Origin of the sequence: Streptococcus sp. DD12 (assembly GCF_001578885.1) — a bacterium.
GTDB lineage: Bacteria > Bacillota > Bacilli > Lactobacillales > Streptococcaceae > Streptococcus.
This window is the reverse complement of record NZ_KQ969495.1, coordinates 879,066-901,535: the sequence shown is the minus strand read 5'-3', so window position 1 is coordinate 901,535 and position 22,470 is coordinate 879,066. Positions and strand designations below refer to the sequence as shown.

Below are 22,470 nucleotides of genomic sequence, written 5' to 3'. Positions count from 1 at the left end.
GCTCAGCTGGCGCTGTCGCTTGAGGGCACTGTGCTGAAATTCTTTGGTCCGTTTTTTTAGGAGGCAATTAATCGGTGTGACATGCTAAAAGAGCCTGAGAGTCAACTCTCAGGCTCTTTTTTTAAGGGGTGTTACTAGTTGATGAGCTAGCAGTCCCGTTGATGGTCGTGTAGGTAGGCGCTTGGTAAAGATCCAGTGTGGATTGGTTACCGTGTTTGGAGTAAACGGATGTCGACTGGTCGCCCTTTTCTTTTTCAATCTTGGTCAAGGCCTGGTAGGACTTGACATAAGAAATCTTGCTTGGGTCCACAGCGTTAATGCCCGAATCCTTATAGAAACGAAGAAGGTCGCCGGTTTGTATCTTATCAGAAATAGCCAACTGTTCTTTAGCGGCTGCCCGAATCTTTGTGACGGCCTCTTGGGTTGAGGCATCCGGGTTGGTAATTTGTTCACCCGTTTGGGTGTTGTAGAGTTTACCCCCATAACTGGTGTATTGCGGTGTCACATAGTAACCATTTGTTCGCATGGCCACGATTTGTTTATTATCAGGAGACAGGAGGTCTTGTCCTAGCTGGATATATTTGCTGTTGTCAATTCCCATGATATGTTCAAGCGTTGGCAAGGCGTCAATCTCACCACCATAGGTATCGGAAATCTTACCGCCCGTAAAGCCAGGAACGACAACCATGTATGGCACGCGCTGCATCATTGCATTGTCGTAATCAGACCAGGTTTCCGAATTTTTGTTGACCAGTGGCGCTAGGCTACTGTTACGTGAGTTGGAAATACCATAGTGGTCACCATAAAGGACGATGACAGAATTATCGTAGAGGCCTGCAGCCTTAAGGTAGTCAAAGAAGTTCTTTACGGCGGTATCTAGGTAGTTGGCCGTTGCAAAGTAACCATTGATGGTTTCGTCGTCGGTCTGTGCCTGAGGGAAGCCCTTCTCGTCATTTGGCAGGCTCGTATAAGGGTAATGGTTGGATACGGTGATGAACTTGGTGTAAAAAGGCTGTTGCATGTGCTCGAGGTACTTGATGGAGTCCCTGAACATGATCTTATCATTGAGCCCGTATTGGAAGGAATTTTCATTCGTCATCTTGGTCATATAGGTGGAATCAAAGAAGTAATTGTATCCTAACTGCTTATAGGTTCCATTACGGTTCCAGAAGGAGCCGACATTTCCGTGGAAGACAGCGCTCGTGTAGCCGAGGTTACCAAAGATAGCTGGTGCCGCTTGTTGCGTGTTGGTGCTACCATATTGGACAAAGAAGGAACCTTGATTGAGCCCAAAGAGGGAAGTTTCCATCATGGTTTCGGCATCAGACGTCTTACCAGCCTTGACCTGATTAAAGAAGTTTGAAAAGGCCAAGGTTGAGTTGGAATGGTAGAGAGAATTTAAAAACGGGGTTACTTCATAAGATTGCCCATTGACCTGCAAGTGGTAATCGATGAGAAATTGCTGGAAGCTCTCGAGGTGGATGACAATGACATTGCGTCCCTTACCGATACCGTAGTAGGCAGGGTCGGGTTTCGCGTAGTGGCTCTTGACGTAAGCCTCCACGGATTTTAGGTCATCTGCTGAGGCGGCTGACCGTACGCGGTTATTTTGGTAAAGCTGGTAGGTATTGTAAGCGTAAAAAGCTGGAAAACCTAGGGCCCGCACGATATAAGTGTTAGAGAAGCCTCGGCTGAGCAACTGTGGCCGGTCAATTTCTGCAGCAAATAGATTGGCAGAAAACAGTAAACAAGAAAGAGCTGTGATGGCAAAGCTAGGGCGTTTTCCGAAATCGCGTTTATCACTTTTGAGTTTTTTCGTCAGCACCAAAGCAATCAGTCCAATAAAGTCTAGGATAAAGACGATATAAATGGGTTCAATCAGATTGGCAAAAGAATCGCCCAAACCGGCAGCAGAACTTTTTGATGCTAGAACGGTATTGAGACTCATGAAATCAGTGAATTCACGGAAATAGATAACGTTTGCAATCAGGGTCACATTTAAAAAGAGGTAAATGGCAATCTCTAGTGTGTAGAAAACTTTGCTATTTTTGAAATATAAGGGAATCCCTAAAAGCAACAAACCGAGTGGCAGAGGGTTGAATAAACTAATGAAAAATTGATAGACACCTTGTTGGCCATCGGTAAAGTCGAGTTCAAACTGTGTGTAATAGGCAAAAAGGGTTTTGAGCCAGTAGATAAGCAGTAAGAAGCACACCAGACCTAGGCGAGTGTTGAACAGCGCCAAAAGTTTTTTACCAAGGCGAGCCAGAGTGCTTTTAGCCTTAGTTGGCGTCTCATTCGTTTTAATAGTCATAAGAAAAATCCTTTTTCTAACCAAAAGTTTTTTTCATTATACCACAATTTTGACGGGGTCAAATAAACGGGGCATCTTCCTAAGAACTGAGAGAAGCAATTACAGTTTTGGCTTATATTGACAAAGACAGATAGGCTTAGTATACTCTTAAATAAGAATGGAGTTTGGCATGTTTAAGGTACTAAAAGTTAGTGATGATTTTATTGTTTTAGCCAAAGACGATGGCCGTTTAAAGCGGGTCCCACGGGAAGCAGCAGATTTTTCAATTGCTCTGGGTGATAAGGTAGAACTCTATGAAGATGGCGATATCGTCCTGCTTGTCCCAGCACAGCAGGAAACCGATATCCTAGCCATGGAAGATAGCGCCTCACCACAGAATACCCTCTTACGGGGGATTTTGGACCTCTTTGCTGAAACATTGGCAACCTATAGCAAGGACAAGGCAGGTCTGGGTCGTCTTTTTCCCCAGTTTCTCATGACCCTTTTCTTGGCCTGGGCCTTGGTCGGTGTCTTGGGTGAACAAGTACTCATTTTGTTGCTTAGTCTGCTTGTCTTTATCTGGCGAGGGCTTTTGCGTTTTGGCTACTGGTTGACGAAAAGACGGCGTTCGCACTTGGCAGAATGGCAAGAGGATATGGACGACGAGGAAGAAGAGGCGACTAACTTTTCTGCAGTTTCAGCTGACACTATCTTAGATGAAAGCCCTAGCTCAACCATAGAGGTGATAGCTATGGACCGTCAAACAGACTCAAAAACGAGTGGTGATGCCCTGCCACAAGATAAGTAAGGCCTTCTAAGTCCTTTTTTACTAGGGAGCAAGAAGACTCGCCATTTTTGAAGACGAGGTGAATTAAAAGAGCACGACCTGCTCTTTTTTGCTTTCTTTGCGTTCGCCTTAAAATTCTGATAAAATGAGAGGTGAAAAAAATGAACGAGGTATCGACATGTCAACTATTTTAGTTTTTGGTCATCAAAATCCGGACTCTGATGCGATTGGCTCATCTTATGGGTATGCCTACTTGAAACGCCAATTAGGTTTTGAGGCAGAAGCCGTAGCTCTTGGCGCACCTAATGAAGAAACGGCTTACGCCTTGGACTACTTTGGCGTAGAAGCGCCTCGCGTGGTGACGTCTGCAAAGGCTGAAGGCGCGCAACAAGTCATCCTGACAGACCATAACGAGTTTCAACAATCCATCGCAGATATTGCAGACGTTGAAGTGGCAGAAGTCATCGACCACCACCGTGTGGCAAACTTTGAAACGGCTAATCCACTTTACATGCGTGTCGAACCTGTCGGTTCAGCGTCATCCATCGTTTACCGCATGTTCAAGGAAAACCAAGTAGACGTCCCTAAAGCTGTGGCTGGCCTGCTCTTATCTGGTTTGATTTCAGATACGCTCTTGCTCAAATCACCAACTACCCATGTCAGTGACCCACAAGTGGCGCGTGAACTCGCTGCTATCGCTGAGGTAGATTTGGAAACTTACGGCCTCGCCCTCTTAAAAGCAGGGACCAATCTGGCCAGCAAGTCTGCAGCTGAGTTGATTGATATTGATGCTAAGACTTTTGAGTTGGCAGGCAATAAGGTTCGGGTAGCTCAAGTCAACACAGTTGATATTGCCGAAGTTTTAGAACGCCAAGCTGAGATTGAAGCAGCCATTGAAGCAGCCAATGCTGAAAATGGTTATTCAGACTTTGTTTTGATGATTACAGACATCGTCAACTCTAACTCTGAAATTTTGGCGCTAGGCGCTAACCCAGACAAGGTTGAAGCAGCCTTTGACTTTGCTTTGGAAAATAACCATGCCTTTTTACCAGGTGCTGTTTCACGTAAGAAACAAGTGGTGCCACAATTGACAGCTAGCTTTGAAGGCTAAGCCTCTCTTAAACCGCCCTTTGGGTGGTTTTTTGTTTTTCCTTGGATTTTCGAATAGATGAGTAGATGAACCAAGGAGGAAGTTTGTGAAATTAGCTAAAGGATACTTACTATCTGGTCTGGTGCTGAGTACGGTTTTCGTGTCATCGGGCGTAGAAGCTCAAGAAAGCGCAAAACCAGTTATTCAATCGCTTGATGGCAAGGCAGGGCGTTACCAGGTTAGCCTGCCTCAGCAGGCGACGGTTGTTGGAGCGCAGGTGGCTGTCTGGTCAAAAGAAGATGGTCAGGATGATTTGGTCTGGCAAGCGCTTGACGTCAGCGACACAGGAAATTGGGAAAGGACCATCGACCTTGCCGACCATGGCAGTTTGTCTGGGCATTACATCAGCCATGTTTACGTCCAATTGAGTGACGGTCGTCAGATTGGTTACGACTTAGGGGAAACCTATTTCGAGGCGACCCAGCCTGTCATCAGTATGGACGATGCATCTTTCACCATTCAGCAGACGATTAGGGATAAGGGAGTTAACTACAAAACGGCGGTCTGGTCGGATGCCAACGGTCAAGATGACCTGCATTGGTATGACGGGACGAGCTCCGTGGCTGTACCTCTAGCTAACCATAAGGATTATGGGACTTACCATCTGCACACCTATGTTTATCGGGACAATGACTTGCTGGCTGGCTATGCGCAGAGCCAGGTGGTGAATCCCCCGCAACCTCAGGTGACCGTGTCAGCTCTGAAAGATACCCATTACCAGCTAACGATTTCAGGTGTACCTAGTTATGTCACTAAGTTGTCTTTGCCGACTTGGAGCCAAGAGCAGGGGCAAGACGACATCATATGGTATGAGGCAGAGCCGATTGATGCCCATACCTACCGCTTGGACTTGCCCATTAAAAATCACCGCTATGTTACGGGAACTTACAGCAGCCACCTTTACCTAGACTCCCCCTTAGCCACGACTTTGGGAGTGGGCGCCATAGATTTTACCGTATCTCCAGTAACGTCCTATGAGCCTGTGACAAGGACAACACAAGTGGTGGCAGAAGGGCAAAGTTTACAAGCCAAGGTGGCAGAAACAGCGGATAGCCGTTATCTGACATCGGTCGATTTTGCCATTTGGTCTGCCTCAGACCAGTCTGATTTGCAGTGGTATGGGGTAAAGGCACAAGCGGGTCTTGCGCAAGTGGAAAAAAGCTTAGCCCAGGACATCAGACAAGCGACAACTTACCATACGCATGCCTACGTCACCTATAGCGATGGCAGTCAAGAGGGCTTTATCTTGGATGACCAGACTTTGCAACCTAGACAGGACGCAGCGACAGGCGCGGCCCCTCGTATTACGGCTTATATGGGGCAGACCAATACCTATCCCGTCGGCCAGTGTACTTGGGGTGTTAAAAATTTAGCGCCATGGATTCCTAATTATCTGGGAAATGCCAACCAATGGTTGACGAATGCTGCGAGTTTAGGTTTTAGAGTGGGAACTGAACCTGCTGTGGGTGCCATTGCCGTATGGAACCATGATGGGGGTGGTTATGGACACGTCGCCTACGTTACAGCGGTTGCCTCAACCAACCGTATCAAAGTTCAAGAATCTAACTACGCTGGCAACATGACCATCAATGATTATCGGGGCTGGTTTGACCCGACAGGTCCGACTTGGGGAGGAAGTGTCGCCTACATTTATCCAAACTAAAAAAGACAGAATATGCACGAATAACGTCATAAAACGGAAATATCTTTGACATCAACTTGACATTTGTCAGAAGGGTGTTATACTTAAGGTGTTCAGATGAATCGTCTGGATAAGATCTTAATTTATTCCTAGGGGAAAAGTCTAACGTTGAGGGTTAGGCTTTTTTCTTATGGGTCAGGGTCAGCGATTGGTTTGTGCCATCAATCTCGGGGAAATGGCTTATCGAAACCCTTCCAGATATGATATAATATAAGCAAATATTGAGGAGGATGGGCCATGAGTCAAGTAACCTTATACATTGCACGACATGGGAAAACCATGTTCAACACCATCGGACGTGCGCAGGGTTGGAGTGATACCCCATTGACCGCTGAAGGTCAAGAAGGCATCCGTGAGTTAGGGATTGGACTCAAAGCGCGTGGGGTTAGGCCAGACCTGGCCTTTTCGAGTGATAGTGGCAGAACCATCCAAACCATGGATATCATCCGTCGGGAAATGGGTTGTGAACAGATTCCTTATCAGCGAGACTGGCGGCTACGGGAATGGTGTTTTGGTAGTTTGGACGGTGACTATGACGGGACCTTGTTTAATGGGGTTTTGCCGCGTGTGTTTAAACGACCAATCACAGAGTTGACACGGCCAGAGTTAGCCCAAGGGATTCGTGCCGTCGATACGGCGAGTTGGGCTGAGGATTGGGATACCCTTTCTAGCCGTATTTACAAAGGTTTTACTGACCTAGCCAAGGCTACACAAGCCAGTGGCGGGGATACCGCTTTGGTGGTCAGTCATGGCATGACCATAGGGACCTTTTTATGGTTGATTGATGAACAGATTCCTGTTTCTTTGGGCTTGGACAATGGCTCTGTTTCTGTTGTCACATATGACGAGGCAGGTGCTTTTAACATACAGGCCGTTGGCGATATGTCTTATCGTCAGTTGGGCCGAAAACGCATTGAGGAGAAATGATGCAAGAAAAAATTTCATGGGGACGTGTCCTGCGTCACCGTAAGGGTATTTTAGCTGTCGCAGTCTTGGTGCTGGGAGTGGCAATCTTTCTAGTTCTTAGCACACATGAGAGCCGGCAAGCGACAAAGAATGCTCAAGCATCGCTTGCCTCAAGCGTCACGACGTCGTCGTCCTCTGCCCAATCAGACCTGCCAGCTGGTGTGAAAGCCAGTGATTGGGACCTTGTTTTGGTCAATCGTGACCATATCACTAGCGAAATGAACCCTGAACTGACAGAGATTGATGGGATTTCGGTCGATAGCAGGATTGCGCAAAATGTGCGTGATTTTCTAGCAGCAGCCCAAGCTATTGCGCCTGAGGAACACTTGATTTCGGGTTACCGTAGCGTGGCTTATCAAGAAGAACTCTTTAACAGCTATGTGGCTCAAGAGATGGCCGCAGACCCTAGTTTGACCCAGGCTCAAGCCGAAGAAAAAGTCAAAACCTACTCCCAGCCAGCTGGTGCCAGCGAACACATGACAGGTCTTGCCATTGATATGTCCACCGTTAATAGTCTCAATGAAAGTGACCCCAATGTGGTTGAACGGTTGAAAGCCATTGCGGCTGACTATGGTTTTGTCCTGCGTTTTGCCAGTGATAAATCCAGTTCAACAGGTGTCGGTTATGAAGATTGGCACTGGCGCTATGTGGGTGTTGCCAACGCCAAATACATGACTCAACACAATCTTAGTCTAGAAGAATATGTAGCACTCTTGCAGAAGGAGGGCCGCCAGTGAGACGACATTTATCTGTAAAGGGAGGGCGTCTTCTATTGGCCTTGGCCGTTTTACTGATAGGTTTGCCCTTGATTTTGACCAGCCAACCGCCTCATGCGACGCAAGTCGTCCATGCCAAGGAGAACCCTCAACGGTTTATCCAACAGGTAGCCCCCCATGCCCAGCTTTTGTCAAAGGCCTATGGCATAAAGGCTTCCTTGCTTATCGGTCAGGCAGCCTTATCCTCGAACTATGGGGGGACGCTTTTAGCCTCTAAGTATCACAATTTATATGGGATGACGACCAGTCGTAACCCGCATGCGGTGCTTCTCTTGCAGTCAGTCTATCAAAACAATCGGTGGACAAGTCGCCCTAACTACTATACGGTTTATGCCAGCTGGCAAGACAGCATGGATGCCTATATGGATGCCTTAAAGTCAGGGCAATGGGGAGATAGCCTTTACACCAATCTGGTGACCCACAAAAGCAATGATGAGGCTGCTCAATTTCTTGCGGCGTCCTCTTACACCACGGACCCAGACTACACCAATAAGCTGACCAATATTATCAGCCGTTACCGGTTGACCCAATATGACAACTAAAAAGTTCCCTCAATTTTTGAGGGAACTTTTTTTATGGCTGTTCTGAGGTGATGATGGGCGGTAGGGACTCCTGTCGGACGGCCTAGCTTAAGTTTGGTCAGTCGTAAAGCTCCACATTTAAAACCTTTTAGGACAGCTAGGCATCAAAACAGCATGGCTAGCTTTCGAAAGTCCAAGCGCCTTTTCTTAGATAGAAAAGGAAAATAAAAAAGCCCGAATCAGGCCCTAAGTTGCGTACGGACGGGGTCAGAGACCACTGCCTTATTTTAACTTGCTGTGTTGTTTCGAATGGTATTTTCTCAGTCTGAAGACGGATTTTTAGCACTCTTTTAAAAAGAGTGCTAATTTTTTGGTTTTTTGGCTTGACAGTGAGATAGTTTAGGGTATAATAGAACCATAAAGTTTAGCACTCGTGTATGTAGAGTGCTAGAAGGAGGTTGATATGATTACTCAGCGTCAAAATGACATTTTAAATAAGATTATCGATCTCTTTTTGGAGACACACGAGCCTGTCGGCTCCAAAGCCTTGCAGGATAGCATTCAGTCCTCCAGCGCCACCATCCGAAATGATATGGCTAAGCTAGAAAAGCTTGGTCTTCTAGAGAAGGCGCATACCTCTAGCGGGCGTTTGCCGAGTTCTTTAGGATTCAAATATTTTGTAGAAAATAGCTTGGATGTGTCCAGTATCAATCAGGCTGACGTTTATCGGGTGGTAAAGATATTTGATTTCGAAGCCTTTAGACTAGAAGATATTCTTGAGCGTGCAGCGCAAATTATTGCTGAGCTGACAGGTTATGTCGGGGTAGTTATCGACGTAGAGCCTGCACGGCAGCGATTAACAGGATTTGATATTGTACGTTTGAGTGCCCACGATGCCCTGGCCGTTATGATGTTAGATGACAGTCGGACGGTGACTGTGCAGTTTGCGGTGCCAAAGAATTTTCTTCAAAAGGACTTAGAAACCTTGGTTGAGCTGGTCAATGACCGTTTTAAGGGGCAAAAGGTTCTGGAAATTCACTACAAGCTTCGTACCGAAATTCCTCAAATTATTCAGAAATATTTTACAACGACAGACAATGTTTTGGATTTGTTTGATTTTATTTTTGCCAATCTTTTTGAGGAAACCATCATGGTCTCTAACAAATTAGCCACCTTGGAATTTTCGGGCAGTCAGGCTTATCAGTTCGTAGACCGTAAGCAGGCCTTGGCTCACTGCATTCGTCAACATCTTGTCGATAATGAGCTGGTCAGCATCACGGTGGCTGATAGCCAGGAACCTAGTTTGGCGCAAGCGAGTCTGATGACCCATCAGTTTTTGATTCCTTATCGGGGCTATGGGCTTTTGAGTGTTATCGGCCCCATTGAGCAAGACTATCGTCGAACCGTTAGCCTGCTAAATGTCGTCAGTCGGGTGCTCTCTCTCAAACTCAACGATTATTACCGTTACTTAAATAGTAACCATTACGAAGTAAATTAAACTAAAGGAGGCGACTTATGTCAGAAGAAAACAAGCAAGAAGAAGTGACAAAAGAGGTCACCGAAGAGACTCAGTCTGAAGAAGTGGTCGAAGAAGGGGCCAAAAGTCCTGAAAAGACGGAATTGGACTTGGCCAATGAGCGTGCTGAAGATTATGAAAACAAGTATCTGCGTGCCCATGCGGAGATGCAAAATATCCAACGCCGTGCCAATGAAGAACGCCAAACCTTACAGAAATATCGGAGCCAAGACTTGGCCAAAGCTATTCTGCCTTCCTTGGATAACTTGGAACGTGCCCTTGCCGTTGAGGGTCTGACTGATGACGTTAAAAAAGGATTGGAGATGGTGCAAGAAAGCTTGGTCCATGCCCTCAAGGAAGAAGGGATTGAAGAAATTCCTGCAGAAGGCGAATTTGACCATAACTTTCATATGGCTATCCAAACGCTTCCAGCTGACGATGAACACCCAGCTGACACGATTGCCCAAGTCTTCCAAAAAGGCTACAAACTCCATGAGCGTGTCCTAAGACCAGCCATGGTAGTGGTGTATAACTAGGCAATTCTGACGGTAGCTAAAGCAACTCGTCAGAAAACGGCAATCGCTATGGCGTTTGCCTAGCCTCCTTACTAACTCGTCGTCGAAATAATATCGATTTCGACTCCTCGTGTCGTAACATAAATACATTGGAAACTTGTCCGAAATGACACTAAACTATAAAGAAAGATAAGAAACAAGCCGGAGGCTTGCAAGGAAGATATTTCTCGCCGTGGTGAAAGTTTCAGTAGCTTGTGCTACTGAAACAGGGGATTTTTGAGACAATAGGCTCAAAAATAAGTGATGAAATCCCGGAGGGAGTTGCTCACGTCCTCACCACTTAAGGGAAATATCAAAAAAGAAGAAAAAACAACAAGGAGAAAAACACATGTCTAAAATTATCGGTATTGACTTAGGAACAACCAACTCAGCTGTCGCTGTTCTTGAAGGAACAGAACCAAAAATCATTGCCAACCCAGAAGGTAACCGCACAACCCCTTCAGTTGTTTCCTTTAAAAATGGTGAAATCATCGTTGGTGATGCTGCCAAACGCCAAGCAGTAACAAACCCAGATACAATTATCTCTATCAAATCTAAGATGGGTACTTCTGAAAAAGTTTCTGCCAACGGCAAAGAATACACGCCACAAGAAATTTCAGCGATGATTCTGCAATACTTGAAAGGTTACGCGGAAGATTATTTGGGTGAAAAAGTAACCAAAGCGGTTATCACCGTTCCAGCTTACTTTAACGATGCCCAACGTCAAGCTACAAAAGACGCTGGTAAAATCGCTGGTCTTGAAGTTGAACGTATCGTCAACGAACCAACAGCTGCAGCCTTGGCTTACGGCTTGGACAAGACAGATAAAGATGAAAAAATCTTGGTCTTTGACCTTGGTGGTGGTACCTTCGACGTTTCAATCTTGGAACTTGGTGATGGTGTCTTTGATGTTCTAGCAACTGCTGGTGACAACAAACTTGGTGGGGATGACTTTGACCAAAAAATCATCGACCACATGATTGAAGAATTCAAGAAAGAAAACGGCATCGACTTGTCAAATGACAAGATGGCATTGCAGCGGTTGAAAGACGCAGCTGAAAAAGCTAAGAAAGACTTGTCAGGTGTGACCTCAACACAAATCAGCTTGCCATTTATCACTGCTGGTGAGGCTGGACCACTTCACTTGGAAATGACTTTGACCCGTGCAAAATTTGATGATTTGACTCGTGACTTGGTTGAACGGACTAAGACACCAGTTCGTCAAGCCCTTTCAGACGCTGGTCTTAGCTTGTCAGACATTGACGAAGTTATCTTGGTTGGTGGTTCAACTCGTATCCCAGCCGTTGTAGAAGCTGTGAAAGCTGAAACTGGTAAAGAACCAAACAAATCAGTTAACCCTGACGAAGTCGTGGCTATGGGTGCTGCTATCCAAGGTGGTGTCATCACAGGTGATGTCAAAGACGTTGTCCTTCTTGACGTAACACCATTGTCACTTGGTATCGAAACGATGGGTGGTGTCTTCACAAAACTTATTGACCGCAACACAACGATTCCAACGTCTAAATCACAAGTCTTCTCAACTGCGGCAGATAACCAACCAGCCGTTGACATCCATGTGCTTCAAGGGGAACGTCCAATGGCTGCGGACAACAAGACTTTGGGACGCTTCCAATTGGCTGATATTCCAGCTGCGCCTCGTGGTGTGCCTCAAATCGAAGTTACCTTCGATATTGACAAAAACGGTATCGTATCTGTTAAGGCTAAAGACCTGGGAACTCAAAAAGAACAAACCATTGTTATCCAATCAAACTCTGGTTTGACGGATGAAGAAATCGACAAGATGATGAAAGATGCCGAAGCTAATGCTGAAGCAGATGCTAAGCGTAAAGAAGAAGTTGATTTGCGTAACGAAGTTGAGCAAGCCATCTTTGCGACAGAAAAAACCATCAAGGAAACAGAAGGCAAAGGCTTTGACGCTGAACGTGATGCCGCTCAATCAGCCCTTGATGACTTGAAGAAAGCCCAAGAAGACAACAACTTGGACGACATGAAGGCTAAACTCGAAGCCCTCAACGAAAAAGCACAAGCCTTGGCTGTAAAACTTTACGAACAAGCTGCAGCAGCCCAACAAGCCCAAGCAGGCGCTGAAGGTGCTGAAAGCTCAGATGCCAAAGGTGATGACGTCGTAGACGGAGACTTTACGGAGAAATAATTCACCAAAACTGATGGCTACTAAAAGTAGCTCATCAGTTAACGGTTGCCGCTATTAGCGGTCAACCTAGGTGCCTTACTAGCTCGATTTTCGAAAGATATCGTTTCGAAAATCTCACGTCGTAACTGGTTGAGAACGACTAATCACTGAAGTGATTGTCGTTCTACGGCAATCGCTAAGGCGACTTGCCTAAACGCCTTACTAGCTTGATTTTCGAAAGATATCGTTTCGAAAATCTCACGTCGTATCGGGTTGAGAGTGACTAATCACCAAGGTGGTTCTTGTTTCATCAACATTTCTAGGCGCTTAGCTAAGAAATTATACTCACAAATCCAGAGGTTGCAACTCAGCCTCTGTTTTTGGATAGTATGCGATAGCAATGCGGTCGAAGACCGCTCATCTGATAAGTTTCGCCGTGGTGAGAGTAAGAGTAGTCCTGCTACTCTTACGAGGGGATTTTTGAAAGCCTTGGGTTCAAAAATAAGGAATGGAACTCTGCAAGAGGTCGCTTACGTCCCCACCACCTAAGAAAATTATCAAAACAATAACAAAAGGTATTTACAAATGAACAATACAGAATACTACGATCGTCTGGGGGTGTCTAAGGGCGCTTCTCAAGATGAGATCAAAAAAGCCTACCGTAAAATGTCTAAAAAGTACCATCCAGATATCAACAAAGAAGCGGGGGCTGAAGAGAAATATAAAGACATTCAAGAAGCCTATGAGACCTTAGGGGACGAACAAAAGCGGGCAGCCTATGACCAATACGGGCCAGCGGGAGCTAATGGCGGTTTTGGCGGTCAAGGTGGCTTTGGTGGCTTTGACGGTGCAGGTTTTGGTGGCTTTGAAGATATTTTCTCTAGTTTCTTTGGCGGTGGCGGTCAAGCGCAGAATCCTGCCGGCCCACGTCAGGGGGATGACCTGCAATATCGGGTCAACTTGGAATTCGAAGAAGCGATTTTCGGGACAGAAAAAGAAGTCCGTTATAATCGTGAAGCGACCTGTCATACCTGTGAGGGCTCTGGGGCAGCACCTGGCTCTCATCCTGAGACCTGTAGCCGCTGTCATGGCGCCGGTGTGATTAATGTGGATCGCCAGACACCACTCGGTATGATGCGGAGTCAGGTGACTTGTGATGTCTGTCACGGTACTGGAAAAGAAATCAAGAACCCTTGTCCAACCTGTCACGGTTCAGGCCATGAAAAACAAGCCCACAAGGTATCAGTTAAAATCCCTGCTGGGGTAGAGACTGGTCAACAAGTCCGTTTGCAAGGGCAAGGTGAAGCGGGAATCAATGGTGGCCCTTATGGCGACCTCTATGTGGTCATCTCGGTCAAGCCAAGCAATAAGTTTGAACGTGATGGTTCGACCATTTACTATACCTTGGATATTAACTTTGTCCAAGCAGCCTTAGGGGATAGTGTCGAAGTGCCAACGGTGCATGGGGCGGTTGATTTGGCCATCCCTGCGGGAACACAGACTGGTAAGACCTTCCGCTTGCGTGGCAAAGGGGCACCGAAGTTGCGTGGACAAGGCCTTGGTGACCAGCACGTGACCGTACGTGTGGTAACCCCAACCAACTTAAATGACGCCCAAAAAGAAGCCCTACATGCCTTTGCTGCGGCGGGTGGTGACAGTGTTACTCCACAAAAGAAAAAAGGCTTCTTTGATAAGGTCAAGGATGTCTTAGAAGGTGAATAAGAAAGAGCTGAAAGGCTCTTTTTTTTATTGGCCAGTGGCTGTTGTTTTCTTTTTAAAATTGTGATTTTTATCACATTTTCTCTTGCAGAAAAATTGCAAAAGGTGTAGACTTATAGATGTAAACGTTTTCTATATTTACCAGAAAAGGAGAAAAATCATGAAAGCAGTTGTTGTCAATCCAGCCTCAAATGGTGTTGTTGTTGTGGAACAGGATAAACCAACCATCGGTCATGGTGAAGCCTTGGTTAAGGTCGAATACTGTGGTGTCTGCCACACGGACTTGCATGTGGCCCATGGGGATTTCGGTCAAGTGCCTGGACGGATTTTGGGACATGAAGGTATTGGAATCGTTGAAGAGGTAGGACCTGGTGTGACAACGCTGGTGCCAGGTGACCGGGTATCGATTGCTTGGTTTTTTGAAGGCTGTGGCCATTGTGAATACTGTACCACTGGGCGTGAAACCCTTTGCCGTGAGGTCAAAAATGCCGGCTATAGTGTCGATGGTGGCATGAGTCAATACGCCAAAGTGACGGCAGACTACGCAGTTAAGGTGCCTGAAGGTCTCGACCCTGCTCAAGCGAGTTCGATTACCTGTGCAGGCGTGACGACCTATAAGGCACTTAAAGAAGCCGACTTGCGTCCTGGACAAACGGTGGTTATCTTTGGAGCTGGCGGTTTGGGAAATCTCGCGGTCCAGTATGCGAAAAAAGTGTTCAATGCGCAAGTGGTAGCGGTTGACATTAATCAGGACAAGCTAGATTTGGCTAAAGAAGTGGGGGCAGACATCACCATCAATGGCCGTGAAGTGGACGATGTGGCTGGGGCTATCCAGGCACAAACTGGAGGAGCGCATGCCGCTGTCGTAACAGCCGTGTCTAAGGTCGCCTTCAACCAAGCCATCGACTCTGTACGAGCTGGGGGCACCGTGGTTGCAGTTGGTCTGCCATCTGAGTACATGGACCTTAGCATTGTTAGAACGGTTCTAGATGGTATTCGTGTCGTAGGCTCCTTGGTGGGAACACGTAAAGATTTGGAAGAAGCTTTTGCTTTTGGGGCACAAGGTCTGGTGGTTCCAGTTGTGGAAACTTGTCCAGTCGATACAGCGCCACAGATTTTTGACGACATGGAAAATGGTCGTATCCAAGGCCGCAAGGTCTTAGATTTCACAGCTGAATAAGACAAAAAGGTCGGGTTTCGCTTTCCCTGACCTTTTTACTTTATCGCAAGCTTGAAGACATGCTTTTAGGCCCTAGCAGTTGACCTTTGATGAGGAATTCTGCATTTTTACTGTGACTGTCTGAGCGGTCTGCTGAATTTTTTGCTATAATAGTAAGGAGTGAATAAAACAAGGAGACCAACATGTCAGACAAGATTCGTGTGCGCTATGCACCAAGCCCAACTGGCCTTTTACACATCGGAAATGCGCGAACAGCGCTCTTTAATTACCTCTATGCCCGTCATTATGGGGGAACTTTTGTCATTCGGATTGAGGACACGGACCGCAAGCGTCATGTCGAAGACGGGGAGCGTTCTCAGCTGGAAAACCTGCGTTGGTTAGGTATTGACTGGGATGAGAGCCCTGAAACACATGAGAACTACCGTCAATCTGAGCGTTTGGCACTTTACCAAAAATATATCGACCAATTGCTAGCGGAAGGCAAAGCCTATAAGTCTTATGTGACAGAGGAAGAATTAGCTGCAGAGCGGGAACGTCAGGAAGCCGCTGGTGAAACACCACGCTATATCAACGAATTCTTGGGCATGAGCGAAGCTGAAAAAGCGGCCTATATCGCTGAGCGTGAAGCCGCAGGCATTGTTCCAACTGTTCGTCTGGCTGTCAATGAATCTGGCATATACAAGTGGCAGGATATGGTTAAAGGTGACATTGAGTTTGAAGGTGGCAACATCGGTGGGGACTGGGTAATCCAGAAAAAAGATGGTTACCCAACCTACAACTTCGCCGTGGTTATTGATGACCATGACATGCAAATCAGCCATGTTATCCGTGGGGATGACCACATTGCCAACACGCCTAAACAGCTCATGGTCTATGAAGCGCTTGGCTGGGAAGCCCCTCAGTTTGGTCATATGACCCTCATTATCAACTCTGAGACAGGGAAGAAATTGTCTAAACGTGACACCAACACCCTGCAATTTATCGAGGACTACCGTAAAAAAGGCTATCTACCAGAAGCGGTCTTTAACTTCATCGCCCTTTTGGGCTGGAACCCTGGTGGCGAGGATGAGATTTTCTCTCGTGAGGAGCTGATCAAACTCTTTGATGAAAACCGCCTCAGCAAGTCTCCAGCAGCCTTTGACCAAAAGAAACTGGACTGGATGAGCAATGAGTACCTGAAACATGCGGACTTTGACACCGTCTTTGCTCTCTGCAAGCCTTACTTGGAAGCAGCAGGACGTCTGACAGATAAGGCAGAAAAGTTGGTTGAACTATACAAACCACAGCTCAAATCAGCTGATGAAATTGTGCCCTTGACAGACCTTTTCTTTGCTGACTTCCCAGAATTGACCCAAGCTGAGAAAGAAGTTATGGCAGGCGAAACCGTGCCAACTGTGCTGGAAGCCTTCAAAGCCAAACTTGAAGCCATGACGGATGAGGACTTCCAAGTGGAAAACATCTTCCCACAAATCAAGGCTGTTCAAAAAGAAACCGGCATCAAGGGTAAGAACCTCTTCATGCCAATTCGTATCGCGGTTTCCGGTGAAATGCATGGCCCTGAGTTGCCAGACACCATTTTCTTGCTTGGCCGTGAAAAATCCATCCAGCATATCGACAATATGTTGACAGAAATTGCAAAATAAAAGCAAAAAATCCATGCCTCCGATTGGAGCCATGGATTTTTTTAGCGATTAGTGCTTGTCTTTAGCGAGAAGCTGGTTGATGTCAGAAACCTTTTTGGCATTTTTGCGGTAGGAGATTCCCCAAACCACTAGGTAAATAAGGCTAAATTCTAAGATAATACTCAGGTAGAAGAAGAGCTGTGCTGGGAACCAACCTGCCAGTGTGGCTAGGGGAACGAAGCCGAGTAGGGTCAGGGCATAATGGGTGAGGGTGGCCTGAAGGAGGCTCCATTCCTTATGATAGAGCGTATCGGCATAGCTAAAGAGAAGACCGATGGCGGCCCAGATGACTGTGCAGTAGAGCATGACGAGGCTGCCATGAATCTGGAGTTGGTCAAACCATTGGCCAATACCTGAGAAAGGATTGAGGGGGTAATAGCTTTCAGGGGCATAGACCAGTGAGAAGATGCTAGAGACGATGATGCCAATGAGAATACCAATAAGTCCGTTAGTGAGATGTTTTTTCATGATAAAGCCTCCTTGATGCTTTTGAGGTAACGCCGAGATGAGTAGCTGATGGCGTCATTGCTTAAGTGAATTGCGACAGAGCCGCTCGGGGTAAAATGCAGGTGGTCAATCTGTTTGGTATTGATAAGCTCTGACTGCGAAATTTTGAGGAAATAATGCGGGAGGTCTTGGCTGACCTTGTAGAGGGGGCCTGTCAGGATATAGGTCTCTGTGGCGGTCTGGCCGATGACCTGACGATTTTCCACATAGATACGGTAGAAATGCTGGGCTTCTATCAGGTAGCGTTCTTCCCCCTGACGGGCTTTTAGCCGAGATTCTTGCTCGAGCTGTTGGATAAAATCCGCAACCTGTTGGAGATTTGTCGAGCGTTCAGGCCCTTGGAGGATGGCTGTCTCCTCGCTCAAATGTGGGTCGATGTGTAATTCAACTTTCATGATGCTAACCTTTCTTTTTCGCGAGGTGGCCCTCGCTTCATCCTTATTAAACCTCAAAAGGCCCAGTAAAACAAGGCCTCTTGTTTATGTGGTCAGTTTACTTGATTAAGTGGTTGAGGTGGGGAGATTTTCCTTTTTGTAGTGGAAAAAGATGCGCTTATCATTCGGAAATATCTTGGCTATAATGTAAAGTGAACAGATTTAAGGAGGTATGTCTTATGGCAACATTCAAAGATGGCTTCTTGTGGGGTGGTGCGGTAGCCGCCCATCAACTAGAAGGAGCTTGGCAAGAAGGTGGCAAAGGAATTAGTGTAGCAGATGTGATGACAGCGGCTAGCCATGGTGTTCCCCGCGAGATTACGCCAGGCGTACTCGAAGGAAAATACTATCCCAATCATGAAGCAATTGATTTTTACCATCGTTACCAAGAAGATATTGCGCTGTTTGCGGATATGGGCTTCAAATGTTTTCGGACATCCATTGCCTGGACACGTATTTTTCCAAAAGGGGATGAGGTAGAACCTAATGAAGCAGGTCTGCAATTTTATGATAACTTGTTTGATGAATGTCTCAAACATGGTATCGAACCTGTTATCACCTTGTCTCACTTTGAAATGCCCTATCATTTGGTGACTGAGTATGGTGGTTGGAAGAACCGCAAGGTCATTGATTTCTTTGTTCGCTTTGCGGAGGTCGTTTTCAAGCGCTATAAAGATAAGGTTAAGTATTGGATGACCTTTAACGAAATCAACAACCAAGCCAACTACCAAGAAGACTTTGCCCCATTTACAAATTCCGGCATTGTCTATGAGGATGGAGATGACCGTGAAGCTATTATGTACCAAGCTGCACATTACGAGTTGGTAGCTTCTGCAAAAGCTGTTAAAATTGGTCATGCTATTAACCCAAACTTTCACATTGGCTGTATGATTGCCATGTGTCCTATTTACCCAGCAACCTGCAAGCCTAAAGATATCCTCATGGCCATGAAAGCTATGCAAAAACGTTATTACTTTACAGATGTGCATGTTTTCGGGAAGTATCCCGAACATATATTAAAGTATTGGGAGCGTAAAGGGATTTCGGTTGACTTTACTCCGCAAGACAAGGAAGATCTTTTAGAGGGTACTGTAGACTATATTGGCTTTAGTTACTATATGTCATTTGCTATTGATTCTCATCGGGATAATAATCCTTACTTTGACTATATTGAAACAGAGGATTTGGTTAAAAATACTTATGTGCAAGCATCTGATTGGGAGTGGCAAATTGACCCAGAAGGGTTGCGATATGCTTTAAACTGGTTTACAGACCACTATCACCTGCCACTTTTTATCGTAGAAAATGGCTTTGGCGCTATTGACCAGGTTGAAGCGGATGGTATGGTTCATGACGACTATCGCATTGATTATTTGGGGGCTCATATCCGTGAGATGAAAAAAGCGGTTGTTGAAGATGGAGTTGATCTCATGGGCTATACACCTTGGGGTTGTATTGACCTGGTATCTGCCGGTACAGGTGAAATGCGTAAGCGTTATGGTTTCATCTATGTCGACAAGGATGATGACGGTCAGGGAACTTATAAGCGTTCACCTAAATTATCCTATGCCTGGTACAAGGAAGTTATCGCAAGTAATGGTAGAAACCTCTAGCTAAAAGACGGCTTCTATCTCAGTTGTTTTAATAAATTCGCAAGAGACAAAAAAATCTAGTGAGGAGCTAGATTTTTTTGTATTGCCTCAAGTGTAGTTGCCCCTAGTTTCAGGAAAAGTCATAATCTGGGATTAGAGTGACTTTTTCCGCAATAAAGCGGAAAAAATGAGGATGGTCCATGAAAGCGCTTTTATATATAATAAGGTTACCAGAAAAATAAAGGAGATTAATTATTATGGCAAAAGCATTAATTATTTGTGCGGCAGGTATGTCTTCATCTTTGATGGCAAAGAAAACAACAGAGTTTTTAAGAGGCAAAAACCAGGATATAGAGGTTGACGCTATTAGTGCGACAGAAGGAAAAAAAGCCATCGATAAGGCGGATTTTGATCTGTATCTCATTAGTCCACAGACAAAAATGTATTTTAAACAATTTGAAGAAGCAGCTGCTAAAGTCGGAAAACCAGTGGTTCAAATTCCTCCGCAAGCTTACATTCCCATTCCAATGGGAATCGAAAAGATGGCAAACTTGATTAGCGACAATATTTAAAGAGAATCCGAGCATAAACACACAAAATATGATATCTTTGAATTTCTGCAAATGAAAAGGAGTATCACACGTGTTTAGTAAAAAAGAAAAGGCCTTACTCTATGAGTTGATTCAAGCCAAGGAAAAGTTTGTCACAAGTAAGTCACTTGCTGAAAAACTGAATTGCTCAGACCGTTCTGTCCGAAACTATATCAAGTCCATTCAAAGTGTGCTGAGATTTCAACCAGTTGCATTAGAAGCCAAACACGGGTCAGGTTATCGTCTGGTTCATGATAAAGAAAAAGATTATCAGACTTTTCTGCTGGCTAGCGGTTTGGTAGAACCTAATCTGGAGGAAATTGGAGAAGATAAAGAAGACCGAATTAATGCTATTTTGCATAAACTTTTGTTTGAACAAGACAATATTTATCTGGATGATTTAGCAGACGAACTTTATGTTAGTCGATCGACCTTATCGCATGATTTTAAGAGTATCCGGCAATTATTGGTTAATTTTGATTTAACGATTGAAAGTAAGGCCAATAAAGGGATTTATGTGCTAGGTAGTGAACGTGACAAAAGACGTTTCATCCTATCTTATTTCTTTGGTGGCCATTTTCGGAAAACAATTTATCACTATGTTAATCAACTGAACTTACCCAAGGATTTAACACTAGATGATCTCACATTGATTGTTCTAGAGGAGTGCCGAGAAGCTAGGTTACGTTTATCAGATTTTGTTATTCAGAATTTGGTGATTCATATTGCCCTTGCTATTCAGCGCTTGCAAAAGGGCTTTAAGATGGCTCCTATCCATTTAGAAGGTGGAGAATTTGAAAAAGAAAAGCAGGTGGCCAAAAGAATACTGAATCGTATCGAAGAGGCCGTAGCTATCGTATTTCCTTTAGAAGAAATAGATTACATTGCCCTGCACCTCTTTTCTAAAGAGGAATTATCTCATCGTAGTTTAGTCAACCCTGATAGTTTGCGTATTGAGTTGGTTCAGGCCTTGGAAACTCTTGGTCTGGATGACATTTACCATTTTAGTAGTGATCATCAGTTTATGGAAGGCGTTCTCCTTCATTTAGAAACACTAGATGTTCGTTTGAAAAATGGCATTCATCTAGAAAATCCGATGAAGGCCAATATATGTGAGCAGTACCCTGATATTTTTTATTTGACCCAAGAGGTGTTGTATCACTTACCAAATTTTAAAGATAAAAATATTAGTGATGATGAAATCGCATATGTCACCTTGCATTTTATGGCATCTATTGAGCGACGAAAGGATGAAAATCGTGTTCAAGTTCTAGTCATATGCTCGACAGGCTTTGGTTCGGCGCAGATGTTACGTAATCGTTTAGAAAATGAATTTGGAAATCGTATCGCTATAAGAGATGTCGTTGGTTACTATGATATTACTGACGAGAGGCTTGAGGGGATTGACCTCATCTTATCGACGATAGACTTATCTCATTTGATTTTTAAGGTTCCATCTGTCACAGTTAGCGTTTTTCTTAAAACCCATGAGGTAGAAGAACTTAAAAAAAGATTGGAGTCGATTACCCCTCGTCGATTTCCACTATCTTCAAAGACACATTATCCACTTAAGAGTCAAGTGTTTTTGGAGAAATATTTTTCAAAAGATTATTTCTTGACGACCCAGGGAATCAGCAAAACGGAACTTTTGCGAACACTTGTAGAAAGACTTGCTAACGATGAGGAATCTGATTTTCAAAATGACATGCTAGCACTGATTAAACAGCGCGAGGAGATGAGTTCAGTGGTCTTTTCAGACACAATAGCTGTCCCACATCCTAGTCGTGCTCTGGCAAAACATCACCGAGTAGCAGTTGCCATCATCAAGGATGGCGTAAAATGGGATGACGGTCATGCATCTGTTCAACTAGTCTTTTTACTATCGCCATCTCTCTATGGAAATGATGATTTGATGAAAATTACAAAGAAGATAGTCACCCTAACAGAAAATAAGGAGATTCAAGAGCAGTTATTAGAGGTTAACGATTTTCAAGAATTTATGACAATTTTTCAAACAATAGAATAGGAGTTTCTTATGAATCAAGAAGAATTACAAGTTGCTGCTTTTAATATTATTCTGCATTCTGGTACGGCTAGAACCTCCGTCCACGAAGCCTTTAGCAAGATGCGAGAAGGAGATTATGTTAAGGCAGATACAATACTTGATCAAGCTAACGAAGAAATTTTGGAAGCTCATCATGCGCAAACAAAACTTTTACAGGATTATGCTAGTGGTGTTGAAATCAAGATTGAAATCATCATGGTTCATGCTCAAGATCACCTGATGACCACGATGACATTGCATGAAGTGGCACGTGAAATGTTATCGCTTTATAAAAAGCTTTAATA

At 45.0% G+C, this 22,470-nt stretch carries 19 protein-coding genes; 16 read left to right on the top strand and 3 right to left on the bottom strand.

What is annotated here, in order from left to right:
• Positions 1 to 121 precede the first annotated feature (121 nt).
• Positions 122 to 2,269, bottom strand: a complete 2,148-nt coding sequence (locus tag STRDD12_RS04160) for an LTA synthase family protein (RefSeq protein WP_066916221.1) — start codon at positions 2,267 to 2,269, stop codon at positions 122 to 124.
• A gap of 214 nt (positions 2,270 to 2,483) precedes the next feature.
• Between STRDD12_RS04160 and STRDD12_RS04155 the strand changes: the two genes are divergently transcribed.
• From STRDD12_RS04155 to gltX, 12 genes are all read left to right on the top strand, one after another.
• Complete coding sequence (locus STRDD12_RS04155; RefSeq protein ID WP_066915424.1) at positions 2,484 to 3,101, top strand: hypothetical protein; 618 nt, start codon at positions 2,484 to 2,486, stop codon at positions 3,099 to 3,101.
• Positions 3,102 to 3,258: 157 nt separating this feature from the next.
• On the top strand, positions 3,259 to 4,191 hold the full coding sequence (locus tag STRDD12_RS04150) for a manganese-dependent inorganic pyrophosphatase (RefSeq protein WP_066915422.1): 933 nt from the start codon (positions 3,259 to 3,261) through the stop codon (positions 4,189 to 4,191).
• 85 nt (positions 4,192 to 4,276) lie between these two features.
• Positions 4,277 to 5,893, top strand: coding sequence for a GBS Bsp-like repeat-containing protein (locus STRDD12_RS04145; protein ID WP_066915420.1), 1,617 nt, complete (start codon positions 4,277 to 4,279; stop codon positions 5,891 to 5,893).
• Between the two features lie 276 nt (positions 5,894 to 6,169).
• Positions 6,170 to 6,859, top strand: coding sequence for a histidine phosphatase family protein (locus STRDD12_RS04140; RefSeq protein ID WP_066915418.1), 690 nt, complete (start codon positions 6,170 to 6,172; stop codon positions 6,857 to 6,859).
• The gene (locus STRDD12_RS04135; RefSeq protein ID WP_066915416.1) at positions 6,859 to 7,635 is read left to right on the top strand and encodes a D-alanyl-D-alanine carboxypeptidase family protein; all 777 of its coding nucleotides are present in this window, start codon (positions 6,859 to 6,861) and stop codon (positions 7,633 to 7,635) included. Before STRDD12_RS04140 ends, STRDD12_RS04135 begins: the two co-directional genes overlap by 1 nt.
• A complete protein-coding gene (locus tag STRDD12_RS04130; protein WP_066915415.1) occupies positions 7,632 to 8,216 on the top strand; it encodes a glycoside hydrolase family 73 protein in 585 nt (194 codons plus the stop codon). Before STRDD12_RS04135 ends, STRDD12_RS04130 begins: the two co-directional genes overlap by 4 nt.
• A gap of 442 nt (positions 8,217 to 8,658) precedes the next feature.
• Positions 8,659 to 9,693 (top strand): heat-inducible transcriptional repressor HrcA, encoded by a 1,035-nt coding sequence (gene hrcA, locus STRDD12_RS04125; protein ID WP_066915414.1) that lies wholly within the window; start codon positions 8,659 to 8,661, stop codon positions 9,691 to 9,693.
• 17 nt (positions 9,694 to 9,710) lie between these two features.
• The gene (gene grpE / locus STRDD12_RS04120; RefSeq protein WP_066915413.1) at positions 9,711 to 10,247 is read left to right on the top strand and encodes a nucleotide exchange factor GrpE; all 537 of its coding nucleotides are present in this window, start codon (positions 9,711 to 9,713) and stop codon (positions 10,245 to 10,247) included.
• A gap of 367 nt (positions 10,248 to 10,614) precedes the next feature.
• On the top strand, positions 10,615 to 12,438 hold the full coding sequence (gene dnaK / locus STRDD12_RS04115) for a molecular chaperone DnaK (protein ID WP_066915412.1): 1,824 nt from the start codon (positions 10,615 to 10,617) through the stop codon (positions 12,436 to 12,438).
• 564 nt (positions 12,439 to 13,002) lie between these two features.
• Entirely contained in the window at positions 13,003 to 14,139 is a 1,137-nt protein-coding gene (gene dnaJ, locus STRDD12_RS04110) for a molecular chaperone DnaJ (RefSeq protein ID WP_066915411.1), read from the top strand.
• Positions 14,140 to 14,296: 157 nt separating this feature from the next.
• Entirely contained in the window at positions 14,297 to 15,316 is a 1,020-nt protein-coding gene (adhP, locus tag STRDD12_RS04105) for an alcohol dehydrogenase AdhP (RefSeq protein ID WP_066915410.1), read from the top strand.
• Positions 15,317 to 15,498: 182 nt separating this feature from the next.
• Positions 15,499 to 16,959 carry a glutamate--tRNA ligase gene (gltX, locus tag STRDD12_RS04100; RefSeq protein ID WP_066915409.1) on the top strand — a complete coding sequence of 487 codons (1,461 nt, stop codon included), beginning with the start codon at positions 15,499 to 15,501 and terminating at the stop codon, positions 16,957 to 16,959.
• 48 nt (positions 16,960 to 17,007) lie between these two features.
• On the opposite strand, the gene STRDD12_RS04095 is transcribed toward gltX, so the two are convergent.
• The gene (locus tag STRDD12_RS04095) at positions 17,008 to 17,466 is read right to left on the bottom strand and encodes a DUF3021 domain-containing protein (RefSeq protein WP_066915408.1); all 459 of its coding nucleotides are present in this window, start codon (positions 17,464 to 17,466) and stop codon (positions 17,008 to 17,010) included.
• Positions 17,463 to 17,900, bottom strand: coding sequence for a LytTR family DNA-binding domain-containing protein (locus STRDD12_RS04090; protein ID WP_066915407.1), 438 nt, complete (start codon positions 17,898 to 17,900; stop codon positions 17,463 to 17,465). The genes STRDD12_RS04095 and STRDD12_RS04090 overlap by 4 nt, the downstream gene beginning before the upstream one ends.
• 218 nt (positions 17,901 to 18,118) lie before the next feature.
• On the opposite strand from STRDD12_RS04090, the gene STRDD12_RS04085 reads away from it, so the two are divergent.
• The 4 genes from STRDD12_RS04085 to STRDD12_RS04070 all read left to right on the top strand — a co-directional run bounded on the left by STRDD12_RS04085 (position 18,119) and on the right by STRDD12_RS04070 (position 22,468).
• Positions 18,119 to 19,552 carry a 6-phospho-beta-glucosidase gene (locus STRDD12_RS04085; protein WP_066915401.1) on the top strand — a complete coding sequence of 478 codons (1,434 nt, stop codon included), beginning with the start codon at positions 18,119 to 18,121 and terminating at the stop codon, positions 19,550 to 19,552.
• 236 nt (positions 19,553 to 19,788) lie between these two features.
• Positions 19,789 to 20,103, top strand: a complete 315-nt coding sequence (locus STRDD12_RS04080) for a PTS cellobiose transporter subunit IIB (protein WP_066915399.1) — start codon at positions 19,789 to 19,791, stop codon at positions 20,101 to 20,103.
• Between the two features lie 70 nt (positions 20,104 to 20,173).
• On the top strand, positions 20,174 to 22,147 hold the full coding sequence (locus tag STRDD12_RS04075; RefSeq protein ID WP_066915397.1) for a BglG family transcription antiterminator: 1,974 nt from the start codon (positions 20,174 to 20,176) through the stop codon (positions 22,145 to 22,147).
• Positions 22,148 to 22,156: 9 nt separating this feature from the next.
• Positions 22,157 to 22,468: a PTS cellobiose transporter subunit IIA gene (locus STRDD12_RS04070; protein ID WP_066915395.1), complete on the top strand. Its 312-nt coding sequence runs from the start codon at positions 22,157 to 22,159 to the stop codon at positions 22,466 to 22,468.
• Positions 22,469 to 22,470: the final 2 nt, after the last annotated feature.

Excerpts from the sequence above, each read along its gene's own strand:
- STRDD12_RS04070 (WP_066915395.1), top strand. The coding sequence starts at position 22,157 with ATGAATCAAGAAGAATTACAAGTTGCTGCTTTTAATATTATTCTGCAT.
- dnaK (WP_066915412.1), top strand. The coding sequence starts at position 10,615 with ATGTCTAAAATTATCGGTATTGACTTAGGAACAACCAACTCAGCTGTC.
- STRDD12_RS04140 (WP_066915418.1), top strand. The coding sequence starts at position 6,170 with ATGAGTCAAGTAACCTTATACATTGCACGACATGGGAAAACCATGTTC.
- STRDD12_RS04085 (WP_066915401.1), top strand. The coding sequence starts at position 18,119 with ATGGCAACATTCAAAGATGGCTTCTTGTGGGGTGGTGCGGTAGCCGCC.
- STRDD12_RS04155 (WP_066915424.1), top strand. The coding sequence starts at position 2,484 with ATGTTTAAGGTACTAAAAGTTAGTGATGATTTTATTGTTTTAGCCAAA.
- STRDD12_RS04090 (WP_066915407.1), bottom strand. The coding sequence starts at position 17,900 with ATGAAAGTTGAATTACACATCGACCCACATTTGAGCGAGGAGACAGCC.
- grpE (WP_066915413.1), top strand. The coding sequence starts at position 9,711 with ATGTCAGAAGAAAACAAGCAAGAAGAAGTGACAAAAGAGGTCACCGAA.
- STRDD12_RS04095 (WP_066915408.1), bottom strand. The coding sequence starts at position 17,466 with ATGAAAAAACATCTCACTAACGGACTTATTGGTATTCTCATTGGCATC.
- gltX (WP_066915409.1), top strand. The coding sequence starts at position 15,499 with ATGTCAGACAAGATTCGTGTGCGCTATGCACCAAGCCCAACTGGCCTT.
- dnaJ (WP_066915411.1), top strand. The coding sequence starts at position 13,003 with ATGAACAATACAGAATACTACGATCGTCTGGGGGTGTCTAAGGGCGCT.
- hrcA (WP_066915414.1), top strand. The coding sequence starts at position 8,659 with ATGATTACTCAGCGTCAAAATGACATTTTAAATAAGATTATCGATCTC.
- adhP (WP_066915410.1), top strand. The coding sequence starts at position 14,297 with ATGAAAGCAGTTGTTGTCAATCCAGCCTCAAATGGTGTTGTTGTTGTG.
- STRDD12_RS04135 (WP_066915416.1), top strand. The coding sequence starts at position 6,859 with ATGCAAGAAAAAATTTCATGGGGACGTGTCCTGCGTCACCGTAAGGGT.
- STRDD12_RS04080 (WP_066915399.1), top strand. The coding sequence starts at position 19,789 with ATGGCAAAAGCATTAATTATTTGTGCGGCAGGTATGTCTTCATCTTTG.
- STRDD12_RS04150 (WP_066915422.1), top strand. The coding sequence starts at position 3,259 with ATGTCAACTATTTTAGTTTTTGGTCATCAAAATCCGGACTCTGATGCG.